The 12,094-nt window shown below is 65.1% G+C and carries 13 protein-coding genes and 2 pseudogenes; 7 read left to right on the top strand and 8 right to left on the bottom strand.

The window, feature by feature from the left end; genetic code table 11:
• Nucleotides 1-40: 40 nt before the first annotated feature.
• On the bottom strand, nucleotides 41-814 hold the full coding sequence (locus ACGLHR_RS36640) for a DUF899 domain-containing protein (RefSeq protein ID WP_400100114.1): 774 nt from the start codon (nucleotides 812-814) through the stop codon (nucleotides 41-43).
• Nucleotides 815-947: 133 nt separating this feature from the next.
• On the opposite strand from ACGLHR_RS36640, the gene ACGLHR_RS36635 reads away from it, so the two are divergent.
• From ACGLHR_RS36635 to ACGLHR_RS36625, 3 genes are all read left to right on the top strand, one after another.
• A complete protein-coding gene (locus ACGLHR_RS36635) occupies nucleotides 948-2,168 on the top strand; it encodes a helix-turn-helix domain-containing protein (protein ID WP_400100112.1) in 1,221 nt (406 codons plus the stop codon).
• Nucleotides 2,169-2,203: 35 nt separating this feature from the next.
• On the top strand, nucleotides 2,204-2,890 hold the full coding sequence (locus tag ACGLHR_RS36630; RefSeq protein WP_400100110.1) for a glutamine cyclotransferase: 687 nt from the start codon (nucleotides 2,204-2,206) through the stop codon (nucleotides 2,888-2,890).
• Nucleotides 2,891-3,101: 211 nt separating this feature from the next.
• The gene (locus ACGLHR_RS36625; protein ID WP_400100108.1) at nucleotides 3,102-3,563 is read left to right on the top strand and encodes a hypothetical protein; all 462 of its coding nucleotides are present in this window, start codon (nucleotides 3,102-3,104) and stop codon (nucleotides 3,561-3,563) included.
• A 107-nt stretch (nucleotides 3,564-3,670) separates the two neighbouring features.
• Here ACGLHR_RS36625 and ACGLHR_RS36620 read toward each other — a convergent pair whose 3' ends face one another.
• The 6 genes and pseudogenes from ACGLHR_RS36620 to ACGLHR_RS36595 form a co-directional block, all read right to left on the bottom strand.
• On the bottom strand, nucleotides 3,671-3,901 hold the full coding sequence (locus tag ACGLHR_RS36620; RefSeq protein ID WP_318237753.1) for a hypothetical protein: 231 nt from the start codon (nucleotides 3,899-3,901) through the stop codon (nucleotides 3,671-3,673).
• 231 nt (nucleotides 3,902-4,132) lie between these two features.
• A complete protein-coding gene (locus tag ACGLHR_RS36615; RefSeq protein WP_400100145.1) occupies nucleotides 4,133-4,906 on the bottom strand; it encodes a 2OG-Fe(II) oxygenase in 774 nt (257 codons plus the stop codon).
• 322 nt (nucleotides 4,907-5,228) lie between these two features.
• Complete coding sequence (locus tag ACGLHR_RS36610; RefSeq protein WP_400100106.1) at nucleotides 5,229-5,936, bottom strand: 2OG-Fe(II) oxygenase; 708 nt, start codon at nucleotides 5,934-5,936, stop codon at nucleotides 5,229-5,231.
• Between the two features lie 14 nt (nucleotides 5,937-5,950).
• Entirely contained in the window at nucleotides 5,951-7,027 is a 1,077-nt protein-coding gene (gene ada, locus ACGLHR_RS36605; RefSeq protein WP_400100104.1) for a bifunctional DNA-binding transcriptional regulator/O6-methylguanine-DNA methyltransferase Ada, read from the bottom strand.
• 84 nt (nucleotides 7,028-7,111) lie between these two features.
• Complete coding sequence (locus ACGLHR_RS36600; protein WP_400100102.1) at nucleotides 7,112-7,759, bottom strand: DNA-3-methyladenine glycosylase family protein; 648 nt, start codon at nucleotides 7,757-7,759, stop codon at nucleotides 7,112-7,114.
• 2 nt (nucleotides 7,760-7,761) lie between these two features.
• Nucleotides 7,762-8,312: pseudogene (locus ACGLHR_RS36595) on the bottom strand (methylated-DNA--[protein]-cysteine S-methyltransferase).
• Between the two features lie 658 nt (nucleotides 8,313-8,970).
• On the opposite strand from ACGLHR_RS36595, the gene ACGLHR_RS36590 reads away from it, so the two are divergent.
• The 3 genes from ACGLHR_RS36590 to ACGLHR_RS36580 all read left to right on the top strand — a co-directional run bounded on the left by ACGLHR_RS36590 (nucleotide 8,971) and on the right by ACGLHR_RS36580 (nucleotide 10,929).
• Nucleotides 8,971-9,531 (top strand): methylated-DNA--[protein]-cysteine S-methyltransferase, encoded by a 561-nt coding sequence (locus ACGLHR_RS36590; RefSeq protein ID WP_400100100.1) that lies wholly within the window; start codon nucleotides 8,971-8,973, stop codon nucleotides 9,529-9,531.
• Nucleotides 9,528-10,253 carry a 2OG-Fe(II) oxygenase gene (locus tag ACGLHR_RS36585; protein ID WP_400100098.1) on the top strand — a complete coding sequence of 242 codons (726 nt, stop codon included), beginning with the start codon at nucleotides 9,528-9,530 and terminating at the stop codon, nucleotides 10,251-10,253. Before ACGLHR_RS36590 ends, ACGLHR_RS36585 begins: the two co-directional genes overlap by 4 nt.
• A 217-nt stretch (nucleotides 10,254-10,470) precedes the next feature.
• The gene (locus ACGLHR_RS36580) at nucleotides 10,471-10,929 is read left to right on the top strand and encodes a CHRD domain-containing protein (RefSeq protein ID WP_400100096.1); all 459 of its coding nucleotides are present in this window, start codon (nucleotides 10,471-10,473) and stop codon (nucleotides 10,927-10,929) included.
• A 24-nt stretch (nucleotides 10,930-10,953) separates the two neighbouring features.
• On the opposite strand, the gene ACGLHR_RS36575 is transcribed toward ACGLHR_RS36580, so the two are convergent.
• Nucleotides 10,954-11,646, bottom strand: a complete 693-nt coding sequence (locus tag ACGLHR_RS36575; RefSeq protein WP_267604174.1) for a cytochrome b/b6 domain-containing protein — start codon at nucleotides 11,644-11,646, stop codon at nucleotides 10,954-10,956.
• 164 nt (nucleotides 11,647-11,810) lie between these two features.
• Between ACGLHR_RS36575 and ACGLHR_RS36570 the strand changes: the two are divergent.
• Nucleotides 11,811-12,094: pseudogene (locus ACGLHR_RS36570) on the top strand (RNA-guided endonuclease TnpB family protein); the annotation flags it as partial.

Raw genomic sequence — 12,094 nt, 5'->3', positions numbered from 1 at the left:
TCCCGTCCCCCGGTTGCGCCAGCGTTGCCCACGACCTGGCTCAGCGCACGCCGTACTCGCCGTACTCGTCATGGCGGCGCCACCAGATGCCCGTCTCGTTGCGCCCCTTGGGGGCGCGGTCGAGCCACTGGTACATGCCCCAAAGGCCGTCCACGCCGCGCGCATAGGTGGAATAGGTGTGGTAGACGACGCCGTCCTCGAGCACGAACGCGCTCAGGCCCGGCCGGTCGCGCGAGTACGTGCGCGCGTCGGTCCCGCATGTGGCCGCGAACCGGGCGACGGGCTCCGGCGCCGGTGTCGCGTCCATCGCGTGGCCGCCGCGCTTGTAGTTATATTCGACGCTCCCTTCGCGCTGTTGCTCCTCGGTGAAGGAGACGTTGGCATCGAAGTTGAAGTCGCTGCCGAACGAGGACGCCCAGGGAAATGTCCACCCCATGCGCCGCTTGTACGCCTGCAGCTTCGCGAGCGGCGCGCGCGACACCGCCGCTAGCGTGACGTCGTGGTTCGCCAGGTGGACGACGAAGCCGTCGAACCCGTCCGCGATCGCCGAGCAGGAGGGGCACCCCGCCATGTAGTCGGGCCCGAACATGAAGTGGTAGACGAGGAGCTGCGAGCGCCCTCTGAAGAGGTCCGCCAGCGAGGCGCTGCCCTCGTCGGTCTCGAACCGGTACGCTTTGTCGACCCGGACCCATGGCAGCGCCTGACGTCGCCGTGCCAGCTCGTCGCTGCGCCGCGTCAGGTCTTTCTCCGCCTCGAGCAGCTCGAGCCGGGCTGCCAGCCACTCTTCACGTGTCGCGCTCAGGTGTTTCGTCATGATGCTTTCCTCCGTTGGGTGTCCTTCGTCGTTCGCTCCGTTCTCGATACGACGTACGGGTTGGTCGTCGTGATAGATTAGTGCCGGGCATCCGAACGGTGGGATTGACAAGTGTGGCGGGATTGGGATTCAGATGGATTCGCTGATCACGGCCGCGGCGCGCGCGCTTGCGGCGGGTGACCCCCTCGGGGCACTGAACCGCGTCGCCTTGCGCGACGACGCGCCTGCGCTCGCCCTGCGCGGCATCGCGATGGCCCAGCTCGGCGATCTCGTGAGAGCAAGGGCGCTCGTGCGAAGTGCGGCGCGAGCCTTCGGCCACAAAGAAGCCGTTGCCCGCGCGCGGTGTGTCGTCGCCGAGGCCGAGATCGCGCTCGTCTCGCGCGACCTGGGCTGGCCGGCGAAGGCGCTCGACGCAGCGCGGGCGACGCTGGAGGAGCACGGCGACCGGGTGAACGCCGCGCATGCGCGGTTTCTCGAGGCCCGGCGCCTCCTCCTGATCGGACATCTCGACGAGGCCGAGCTGACGCTCGCCGAGCTCGACCCCACGCCTTTTCCGCCCGCGTCGAGGGCCGCCCACGAACTGGTCGTTGCGGGGATCGAGATGCGGCGCCTGCGCACGAAGACGGCACGCGCTGCGCTCGCCCGGGCCGAGCGCGCCGCGCGCCACGCAGGTATCCCTGCGCTGACGGCGGAGGTCGAAAGCGCAGCCCTTGTCCTCGCCACGCCCGCGGCGCGCCTGATTGCGCGTGGCGAGGAGCGGCTCCTCCTGCTCGATGAAGTGGAAGCGTTACTGGCGTCGAGTGCGCTCATCGTGGACGCGTGCCGTCACGTCGTGCGTGACGCGCGCACCGTGGTCTCGCTGGCAAGGCGTCCGGTGTTGTTCGCGCTCGCACGCGCGCTTGGCGAAGCGTGGCCCGCAGACGTGCCGAGGGACACGCTCGTCGCGCGGGCATTTCGCGCGAAACACGCCGATGAATCGCATCGCGCGCGGTTGCGCGTCGAAGTCGGGCGGCTGCGCACGGTGCTTGGGACGCTGGCCGGCGTCAGCGCGACGAAGCTAGGGTTTGCGCTGGTGCCGCACGGCGCCCGCGAGGTCGTGGTGCTGGCGCGGCCCGTCGAAGAAGCGCATGCGGCGGTGCTCGCTTTCGTCGCCGACGGTGAGTCGTGGTCTAGCTCGGCCTTGGCGGTGGCGCTTGGCGCCAGCCAGCGCACCGTGCAGCGGGCACTCGACGCGCTTGCGGCAGCAGGCAAGGTGCAGTCGTTCGGTCGCGGGCGGGTGCGTCGCTGGATGACCCCGCCCGTGCCGGGATTCGCGACGACCTTGTTACTCCCCGCGCCATTGCCGAGTGACTAGAATGCACTTCACTACCGAGCGACGAGGATGGAGACATGAAACGATCAGCGGCCGAAATCATCCGTGAGTATGGACCCTTTCCGGGTGTCGACAGCGTGCATGGGGTCACGTATGACGGTCAGCAAGTCTGGTTTGCTGCCGGCGACAAGCTGATTGCCCTGGATCCGGCGAGCGGGAAGACGCTGCGCTCGATGGATGTCGCCGCGCACGCAGGAACGGCCTTCGACGGCCAGCACCTGTTTCAGATCGCCGAGGATCGCATCCAGAAGATCGATCCGAAGACCGGCCTCGTGGTCGCCACGATTCCGGCGCCCGGCGGCGGCAACGACTCGGGACTCGCGTGGGCCGAAGGCACCCTCTGGGTGGGGCAATATCGGGAGCGCAAGATCCATCAGGTCGATCCCCAAACCGGGGCGATTCTTCGCACCATCGAGTCCAACCGCTTCGTCACCGGAGTCACCTGGATCGAAGGAGAGCTCTGGCACGGCACCTGGGAAGGTGACCAGAGCGAGTTGAGGCACGTCGACCCGCGAACGGGAAAGGTCCTGGAGAGCCTCGAGATGCCGCCTGGCGTCGGCGTGTCGGGGCTGGAGGCCGATGGCGGCGATCAGTTCTTCTGCGGAGGCGGAAGCAGCGGTAGGCTGAGAGCCGTGCGCCGACCCGGGCGGGGCACCGCGGCCGGCAGCGAATCCGGGACCCCCGTCGACGCCACTAGCAAGTAATCGAGGCGATCCTCATGCGCGAGGGCGGTGGCTTGAAGCGCCACCTGATACCCGTCGCCGCAGCATTGGCGAGCCCTGGCCGTGGCCAGGGCGGTAAGTGGGTCCACGCGATCTGGCAGCACCGCACTTGCGAACCCGAACTCACGCGGAGCAGGAAAACGGCGCTAAACGGTATATACTGTTTATCCTGTTTTTTGATTTGAGATTTGCCGTGAATTCACCGATCATCAAGCCGCCAACGAAAGAGGCATTTCATTTTCCGACGAGCGGGTATGTAGCCGATAGCAACGCATCCACCCCTAAGAAGAAAGCGCCGCGGGGCTCGGATAGCAAGAAGGCAGTGACGAAGGCTGCAAAGAGCAAGCCAACGAAGCTGGAGGCTCATGCCGAGGCCGCCGTGCCGGACAAGGCCGTGCCGAAAAAGGCAGTGCCGAAAAAAGCGCAGGGCGCCAAGAAGGAAAAGGTGCTGCGCGACAGCTTCACGATGCCAAAGTCCGACTACGCGAAAATCGCCGAGCTCAAGCAGCGATGCCTCGACGCGGGTGTGCACATCAAGAAGAGCGAGATCCTGCGAGCGGGATTGCTGCTTCTTGCCGCGACATCGCCAAAGCAATTTCTGACCGCGGTCTCAAAAGTCGAAGCCATCAAGACCGGGCGTCCGGCGAAGGCCTAGGCGTCATGCCTGGGGCGGCGGGTTCCGGTCTCGACCAGGACGCCGGCTAGGGCCACGCCAGGCGCTTGCAGTGCGCCTGCGCGGCCTGCCGTCGCCGAACCATCTGCCTATCCGTGCTTTGCCGAATCCTCGAACTTGGCAAATACCCGAGCCTGGACAGCATCCATGACCGCGAGGATCTGTGCGTCGGCGGGCGCACTTGCTGTCACGCCAGTCGCGTTCTTCGGCTTTGAGCCGACCGGATAGCACACAAACACCGTATCGAACCTGCCTGCCGATTCCTTCTTCAGGTGCCGGTTGAGTGCCTTCAGGTACTGCTTCTTGGTTGTCTTTGACATAGGTTCCTCGGTCCTCCATGTAGTTGCAATTAGCTGCAATTAGCAGGGTTCAAGCGTCGTGACGCCTGCGTGACCCTTGTCTTCGTCGAAGTGCCTCCATGACTCCTTCCGTGGCTCTCTTCTCCGCCAACAATAGAACATAGCCCGGGAAGTTCCTATTGGTCAAATGTGGTCCAATGACCATATTCGCAGGTGGCTCAGTGCAGGCTTTGAGTGCGTGGTAACTGGCGCCTACCCGGCATCGTGGAAGATGATGCCCAAGGTATGGCGCTGTCCCCTTTGCAATTGACTGACGCCGTGGCGCAAGTTGACCCGGTAGAAGCCCCGGGTCGACCGCACCGGCCGGCTGTTGACCGCGAACACCACGGCCTGTCCCTGGCGCAGCGGCACGACTTCAGCGCGACCCGGCTTCTTCGGGTCGCTTTCCGTTAGCAGCAACTCGCCGCCGTCGAAGTCGCGGCCTGGCTGGTCGAGCAGGAAGACCGCCTGGAACGGGAAGACGTGCTCACCGTACAGGTCCTGGTGCAGGCAACAATAGTCCGTCTCGCGGTAACGCAGCAGCAGTGGCGTTGGGCGCTGCTGCCCGGCGCGATGGCAGACGCCGCGAAACTCGGCGTGCGTGGCGGGGAATCGCTCATCCATGCGCATGGCCGCGTGCCAGCGGTTGGCGACCGGCGCCAGGTGCGGGTATAGCGCTGTGCGAAGCGCCGCCACCAGGTCGGGCAACGGATAGGAAAAGTACTTGTACTCGCCGCGCCCGAACGCGTAGCGCTCCATCACGATACGGCTGCGGAATCGCTCCTCCTGTGTGAAATAGCCCGCCACCTCCCGACATTGATCGGGCGTCAGGAGCGTGGGCAGTATTGCGTAGCCGTCGCGCGTCAGGGTCTCCTCGATGCGGCGCCAATCCAGTGCGGCGATGCGCGCATCAGGAGCGCCGGGTGATGCCTGCTTGTTAGCAGCGTGTTGGTCAGGATCCTGCAAGAGCGCGGCTTGAGCGGTCATGGTCTTGGTCTTTGTCGATCGTTTCCTGGCGGCGCCGGCGGGCCGGTTCGCCTTCCAGGCGGCATATGCCTCGGGCAGGCACACGGCGCAGGGCCGGTAGCCTGCGGCGATGGCGGTGTCTTCGTCGAGGAAGAACACACGGCGCCTGGCGTAGCCGCCGCGGGCGATGGCCTGCAGCGCGGCCCTGCAGTCAAAGCGGCCGTAGAGCTTGCCCCCGCGGTGACCGCCGAGCGTGCCGGGTACCGCGCTCTGGTATGGCTGGCCATCGCGGCCAATCAAGGTCCAGGTCGTATTGGTCATGGCGAAGCGCTTCAAGACCGCATCATGGCGCATCGTGGAGCGACAGTTCCAGGCCGAGGCGCTCACCGCCGCGTACACGGCTGATGGCGTGCTTCAAGTTGACGCGGTAGTAGCCCTTGCTGCCTTTGAATGGGCGTTGGGCGGTGGTGATGATCGCCGCATCGCCGAGCTTCAGCGGTAGCACCATGGGCCGCGATTGCATGCGCGGGCGCTGCTCGGTCATGACAAACTCTCCGCCGGTGAAGTCGCGGCCGGGTTCGCCGAGCAAGGCAACCAGTTGCAGCGGAAACACGTGCTCGCCTTCGTCGCGCTGGTGCAAAGCCAGGTAGTCATCCTCGCGCAGCCGGCTCAGGTTGGATTGCGTCCGCGTCTGCCCCGCCTCGCGGTTGCGTTCGAGAAAATCATCCAGTTCTGCCGGATAGCGATAGGCAGCATCCAGTGCCTGGTTCCATCTGTTGGCGATCGGGGCGAGATGGCGATAGAACGCCTCTCGCCATGTCGCAAGCGGCGAAGGCAAGCGCTCCGCGAAATAGAAGAAGTCGCCGCGGCCCAGGTCGCCAGAGGCCAAGGACACTCGGCGGACACCTTCGGAACGGCCGACACGCTGGCCTAAGTCGCGCGCCTGTTCCGGCGTAAGCAGCCCGGGCAGCAAGGCGTAGCCTTCCATGTCCAGTTGCGCAGCGATGCCTGGCCAGTCCAGGCGGTCGATGATGTGGGTTGCGGTGTGCATTCGAGAACCAGCCTTCAGGTCTTGGCTTCGCGCTGCAGCAGCTCACGCTTGCGCTCCACGCCCCAGCGGTAGCCCGAAATGTCGCCGTCGCGCCGGACCACGCGGTGGCAGGGTATGGCGACGGCGATGTGGTTGGCGCCGCAGGCCTGCGCCACGGCCCGCACGGCCTTTGGGGCGCCGATGCGCTCGGCGATCTGGGCATAGCTCACGGTGATCCCGGGCGGGATCTCGCGCAGCGCCTGCCAGACGCGTTCCTGGAAGGCGGTGCCGCGTACATCCAGCGGCAGGTTCAGGCCAATGGAGGGCGCCTCGATGAAGCCCACCACCTGTGCCACCAACTGTTCGAAGCCAGCGTCGCAGCCGACCAGTTGCGCCTTGGGAAACTGGTTCTGGAGGTCGCGCACCAGCAGGTCGGGATCGTCACCGAGCAGGATGGCGCAGATGCCGCGCTGGCTCTGTGCGACCAGAATCGCCCCCAGCGAGCACTGGCCGACCGCAAAGCGGATCACCGCGCCTATGCCGCCGGCGCGGTAGTCGCGGGCGTGCATGCCGAGTAAGTGCTCGGACGCTTCATAGAATCGGCTGTTGGAGTTGAAGCCCGCGCCATAGATCGCATCCGTGACCGACGCGTTGGGCACGTTGAGTTCTTCGCGCAGCTTCCTGGCGCGATTGGCCGAGGCATAGGCTTTCGGGGTGAGTCCGGTTTCGGCCTTGAACACGCGATGGAAGTGGAACGGGCTCATGCCGGCCTGTGTGGCCAGTTCGTCCAGGTTGGGCGGCGTCTCGGCGGCTTCAATCAGGCGGCAGGCCCGGGCCACCAGGTCGGCGCGCTCGGCGGCCGCACGGGTCTGGTCGCCCTTGGCGCGGCGGCTGGCGCGATAGCCCGCCGCCTCGGCGGCTTCGGCGGTGTCGAAGAACGCAACGTTCTCGCGCTTGGGCAGACGGGCTGACGAACTGGGCCGGCAATACACGCCGGTGGTGCGCACGGCATACACAAAATGCCCGTCGGCGTTGGGGTCGCGGGCCTGGACCGCCTGCCAGCGCAAGTCGTCGGTTGCGTAGGCCCGACGCGTCTGATGTGTCGAACTCATGGCGAATTCCTTTGCATGCTTGATGACGAAGTCAGGGTAAGGCTGAATTCAATCGCAAGAACTCCGATTCTTGCGATTGAATTGTCATCGTGTGGGGATGCGCCACAGATACCAGGCCGCGACGGTCCGATAAGGACGCCAGGCCTCGCCAATCTCGCGCATGTGGCGCGGCGTAGGCGCCTTCTCCAGGCCCTTGAGCCGCCGGTAGCCCTCGCGCACGCCGAAATCGTCCACCGGCAGGATGTCCGAGCGCTCCAGGGTGTAGATCAGGAGCATCTCCACGGTCCAGCGGCCCACGCCGCGCAGCGAGACCAGGCGTTCGATCAGCGCGTCATCGGGCAAATGCAACGCCTCGGTCCGGGTGGGCACGATTCCATCCACGGTGGCCTGGGCAATGCCGCGCAGGGTGGCGAGCTTGGTTGCCGAGAAACCGCAGGCGCGCTGTAGTTCGGGATCGGTGGCCAGCAACTGTTGCGCAGCGGGGAAGGCCACATCCGGATACAGCGCCAGCAGGCGCGCCAGGATGGCGTCGCCCGCCTTGGCGTGCAGTTGCTGGTAGGCGATAGCGCGCACCAGCGCCTCAAAGGGCTCACGCGCGGGTTTCGCGGCATGGCGGCAGGGGCCGGTGGCGGCGACGTGGCGCGCCCAGTCGGTGTCCAGTCCAGACAGGAATTCTGCGGCCTGGCTGTACGCCTCGGGCGACAGGTCGGTGGCGATCACTGTGGTCGGCAAGATCAGAATCCTGGCAGGGTGGCGGTTTGCGGGGCGACGGGATACGGCCCGATCGCCTTCTCGTGTTCGAGCAACCAGCGCTTGCGGTGCAGGCCCCAGGCGTAACCCTTGAGCTCGCCGTTGCCGGCAATCACGCGGTGGCATGGCACCACGATAGCAATTGGGTTGGCACCGCTGGCGGCACCGATATCGATGGCCGCAGGTGGGTCGGCCAATCCCATTGCCTTGGCCAGTTTGCCGTAGCTGGTGGTAGAGCCGGCCGGGATGAGGCGAAGGGCAGCCCAGACCTGGCGTTGCAGGTCCGTGCCGGCGGTCTGGGTCGCCAACTCGTCCAACGCATCCAGTTTGCCCGAAAAATATCGGGCCAGCGCGTCGGCAATGGTAGCCGGTGCGGGGGTCTCGCCCAGTTCGAAGGTGCCGTAATGTGCACGCAGGCGCGCAGGCGATGGGCCCGATGGTCGGCGAAGTCCAGGGCACGAATCGTCTGCTGCGCGTCGGTGACGAGCAGCATTTCACCCAACGGGGAATCGAGGTGGCTCAAATGCAATTGCATGAAAATCTCCTCAGGCGAGCCGGATCGGGCCGGTCTCGCTCAGCAGGTAAGCCTCCAATGTACGAGGGGAGGGCGAAGAAAAAACTCCGACTCTTGCGATCGAATTCCGGGACGTTTGCCAAGGGACGCTGGCGCTGCAGCAGCTTGACCTCCTGGCCAAGCCCAACGCAAGCTATGCCGAGAAGTACGAAGCCGATGCGGCTACTGCTTAAGGCGTGATCCGGACCAGGGCATCGTGCTTCGCGGGATAGTCTCTTCATAGCGCAAATGGGCCCTCGCTTGCGAGGGCCCTTCAGCTCGCTGGCAAAGCCGGATCTGCGTTGTCGTGCTCCCCTCTCCCGCGCGCGGGAGAGGGGCTGGGGGAGAGGGCGGGCGCTCGTTATGCCGTCGTGCTGGGAAAAGCCATTGGCTTCGCTTCCTGTGGTTCCTCGCTAAGCCACCCCTCTCCCCAGCCCTCTCCCCCTGAGGGGAGAGGGAGCGACAGCCGTCGTCATGGCGCGCGGCGTTGGCCTGCTTGGCGGCTTCGGCTAATGCTTCCGGTTAGTCAGCAGTCTGAAGGCCCTCGCTTGCGCAAGAATTCAACCGCAAGGAGCGGAGTTCCGATTCGCCTCTTGCTTTCTAAACTGGTTACATCTCTTGGCACACCAGGTGAATGACCATGAAATCCAACCCGCTTTCCCTCTTCCAGTACAACTTCCGCGCGCCCGGCAGCGAGATCGCCGGCCCCGTGCGCTACGCCATCGGTCAGAGCGTCGAGGGGTGGGTCCTAGTCGGACGCAGTCAGCATGGCCTGTGCGCGATCTTTCTCGATTCCGATGCCGAAGGGCTGTGCGCTCAGCTCAGCAACGCCTTCCCGCAAGTTGAGAGAGAGGAGGACGCCGAATCCCTCGATCGTGACTTGCGTCAGCTGATTGACTTCATCGACAAAGACGTCGCCGAAGGCGTCATTGCCCTGGATATCGGTGGAACGCCCTTCCAACAAAACGTGTGGAAGGCACTGTGCGCCATCCCCGCAGGACAGACCCGAAGCTACAGTGAAGTTGCCGCGGGCCTGGACGCCCCCGCGGCCGTGGGGGCCGTCGCCGGTGCCTGCGCTGCCAATGTGTTTGCCATCGCCATTCCTTGCCATCGCGTCGTTCGCAGTGACGGATCGATCTCCGGGTATCGTTGGGGCGTGGAGCGCAAGCGCACGCTGCTCGCGAAGGAACGCACGCAATGAATGCCCGGATCGCAAACGCCGTCGTGGATGTGGCAGCCAAGCTGGACTGGGGAGCGGTCGAGCAGTCGCTTGACCGCTATGGCAACGCGGTTCTGCCGACCTTGCTGAGCAAGGCGCAGTGCGGGCAACTCTGCGCCCTGTATCCCCAGGAAGACCGCTTCCGCACCCGCATCGCGATGGCTCGCCACGGCTTCGGCCGGGGTGAGTACAAGTATTTCGCCTATCCGCTTCCACCGCTGCTGGACAACCTGCGCCATGCGCTCTATCCGCGCCTGGCTCCCATCGCCAACCGTTGGAATCGGCAACTTGGCATCGACGTGCAGTACCCGGATGCGCTGGACGCCTTTCTGACTCGCTGCCACCAGGCCGGGCAGACACGTCCCACACCGTTGATTCTCGAATACAGCGTGGGCGACTACAACTGCCTGCACCAGGATCTGTACGGCGACCACGTCTTCCCGCTGCAGGTAGCGATCCTGTTGTCTGAGCCAGGGACCTCTTTCACTGGCGGCGAGTTCGTCATGACCGAGAACTCGCCGGGCCGGCAACGCGCGGACGTGGTGACGCTGCGCCAGGGAGACGCCGTGGTATTCACCGTCAACCAGCGCCCGGATGCCGGCAAACGCGGCGGTATCCGCAAGGTCACCATGCGACACGGGGTGAGCCGGATCCGCAGCGGCCGCCGGCATGCCGTGGGCCTGATTTTTCATGATTCGCGTTAAGCGTTCCAAGACCCTCCGCAAAGCGGGCTAAGCGCTAGCCGATTGCGCCGACCTGGTTGCCAACGACAGTCCTGGATTTGATAGACGGCCCGGTCTATCCTTTTCTCGGACTCGTGCCGCCAGCCGGGTAGCGCCGGCATCGGGTACGTTCGCCGCCATGCAACGACAGCAGGCGGCCGCTGTTCAACCAATGCAGAACCGGACAGGAGACAATCAAATGCGTGTTTCGATATCGCGGCGGCCCCACGTGTGGCTCTCCGGCCTCGCCCTGGCGGGGGCAATGACCTTGGCGCATGCGGCGCCCCTCTCGTTTACCGTGCCGCTCAGCGGCGCGCAGGAGGTGCCTCCTGTCGAGACCAAGGGCAGCGGTTCCGCCGACCTCACCTACGATCCCACCTCACGGATTGTCACCTGGACGGTCACGGTCAGCGGCCTGCCCAGCGAGGCCACCATGGCGCATTTCCACGGGCCCGCCACGGCGGGCAAGAACGCTGGGGTGAAAGTCTGGCTCTCCGGGAAGGGTGGCGCGGTCACCAGTCCCCTCAAGGGCCAGGCCACGCTCGCCCCAGCTGACGCGCAGGAGTTCCTTGCCGGCGAAATGTACATCAACGTGCACACCAAGGATCATCCCGCCGGCGAAATCCGCGGCCAGGTGCTGCCACCGAAGAGCAACTGACGCCGCGCTTGGGCTCAGATCAGCTCAGAGATACGCCGAGAGAAGCGCCGCTGCGGCGGCGCCAACCCCCAGCAGAAGCAGCGCCAGCATCGCGGACGCCAGCCGCGGTGCGGCGATGCGCGCCGGCAGTTGTTTGCGGCCGGTCAGCATGGGAAGCAGCAGGTTGTGACCCTTGGCCGCCGCGTATAGCGCGATGGCCAGCACGTGCAACGCCACCGCTGCCAGCAGTGCGTCCCACAGGATCGTGTGCAGCGCCGTGATCGCATTGGCGACCGATGCGGGAACCCATTCGGTGAGCGGCCCTTTGTCCGCGATGTCGTTGTTGATGTAGAGCCCGCTGAGCGTCTCGCCCAGCATCAAAGCGAGCAGCAACAACACCATCCACCCGCCCGCCGGGTTGTGGCCGACTTGGAGGTCGGCCTCGCGGCGCAGCACGTGCCGCAGATGGTGCAACGCGGCGGCGGGCGAGGCCATAAAGCTGTGGAACCGCGCGGTTTCGCTGCCGAAGCAGCCCCAAAGCAAGCGGAAAAGCACCAGCGCGAGCAGTGTTTCGCCGATCCGGATATGCCAGTCCATCCAGTTCAGCCGCCAGGTCGCATAAGCCCCCACTACCAGCACCACCGCCAGCCAGTGGAACAGTCTTGTCGGCGCGTCCCAGACCAGCACGGGGCGACGATCCGGTTGCCCCGGGGGTGTGAGCGGTTCATCAGGTTTCATCAGTTTGCGCGGGAAACCTCGCCCTTCAGGGCGGGGATGGATAGCGCGGACGCCGAAGGCGTCCTCTCAAAGCGCCGGAACGATCTGGAATTGCTCAAAGTTGCAATGTCTCCTGATTGAAGGTAACTTGTGTTTTCCCTGGAAAAAGCGTTGAAAAGGAAGCGTTGATCAAGGTGTACCGTTACCGCGTGAAGTCGTTGAACGGCTTGCTGAACAAGCAGAGCCGCGCGGTTAACCATGTCTGGAACTTCTGCAACGACGCACAGAAGCACGCGCTCAAGTGGGACAAGAAATGGCCAACTGGATTCGACCTCAATGGTCTGACGACGGGTAGCAGCAAAGAACTCGGAATCCACTCGGGAACGGTCAACGCGACATGCGAGCAATACGCGAAGTCGCGCAGCCAGTTCAAACGGCCATACCTGCGTTATCGCGGTCGTAAGAGCCT

The organism is Cupriavidus sp. CuC1 (assembly GCF_044627735.1).
GTDB classification, from domain to species: domain Bacteria; phylum Pseudomonadota; class Gammaproteobacteria; order Burkholderiales; family Burkholderiaceae; genus Cupriavidus; species Cupriavidus ulmosensis.
Note: the sequence above shows the minus strand (reverse complement) of the source record. Positions and strands in the feature narration are given on the sequence as shown.

Excerpts from the sequence above, each read along its gene's own strand:
- ACGLHR_RS36640 (WP_400100114.1), bottom strand. The coding sequence starts at position 814 with ATGACGAAACACCTGAGCGCGACACGTGAAGAGTGGCTGGCAGCCCGG.
- ACGLHR_RS36635 (WP_400100112.1), top strand. The coding sequence starts at position 948 with ATGGATTCGCTGATCACGGCCGCGGCGCGCGCGCTTGCGGCGGGTGAC.
- ACGLHR_RS36630 (WP_400100110.1), top strand. The coding sequence starts at position 2,204 with ATGAAACGATCAGCGGCCGAAATCATCCGTGAGTATGGACCCTTTCCG.
- ACGLHR_RS36620 (WP_318237753.1), bottom strand. The coding sequence starts at position 3,901 with ATGTCAAAGACAACCAAGAAGCAGTACCTGAAGGCACTCAACCGGCAC.
- ACGLHR_RS36615 (WP_400100145.1), bottom strand. The coding sequence starts at position 4,906 with ATGACCGCTCAAGCCGCGCTCTTGCAGGATCCTGACCAACACGCTGCT.
- ACGLHR_RS36610 (WP_400100106.1), bottom strand. The coding sequence starts at position 5,936 with ATGCACACCGCAACCCACATCATCGACCGCCTGGACTGGCCAGGCATC.
- ada (WP_400100104.1), bottom strand. The coding sequence starts at position 7,027 with ATGAGTTCGACACATCAGACGCGTCGGGCCTACGCAACCGACGACTTG.
- ACGLHR_RS36590 (WP_400100100.1), top strand. The coding sequence starts at position 8,971 with ATGAAATCCAACCCGCTTTCCCTCTTCCAGTACAACTTCCGCGCGCCC.
- ACGLHR_RS36585 (WP_400100098.1), top strand. The coding sequence starts at position 9,528 with ATGAATGCCCGGATCGCAAACGCCGTCGTGGATGTGGCAGCCAAGCTG.
- ACGLHR_RS36580 (WP_400100096.1), top strand. The coding sequence starts at position 10,471 with ATGCGTGTTTCGATATCGCGGCGGCCCCACGTGTGGCTCTCCGGCCTC.
- ACGLHR_RS36575 (WP_267604174.1), bottom strand. The coding sequence starts at position 11,646 with ATGAAACCTGATGAACCGCTCACACCCCCGGGGCAACCGGATCGTCGC.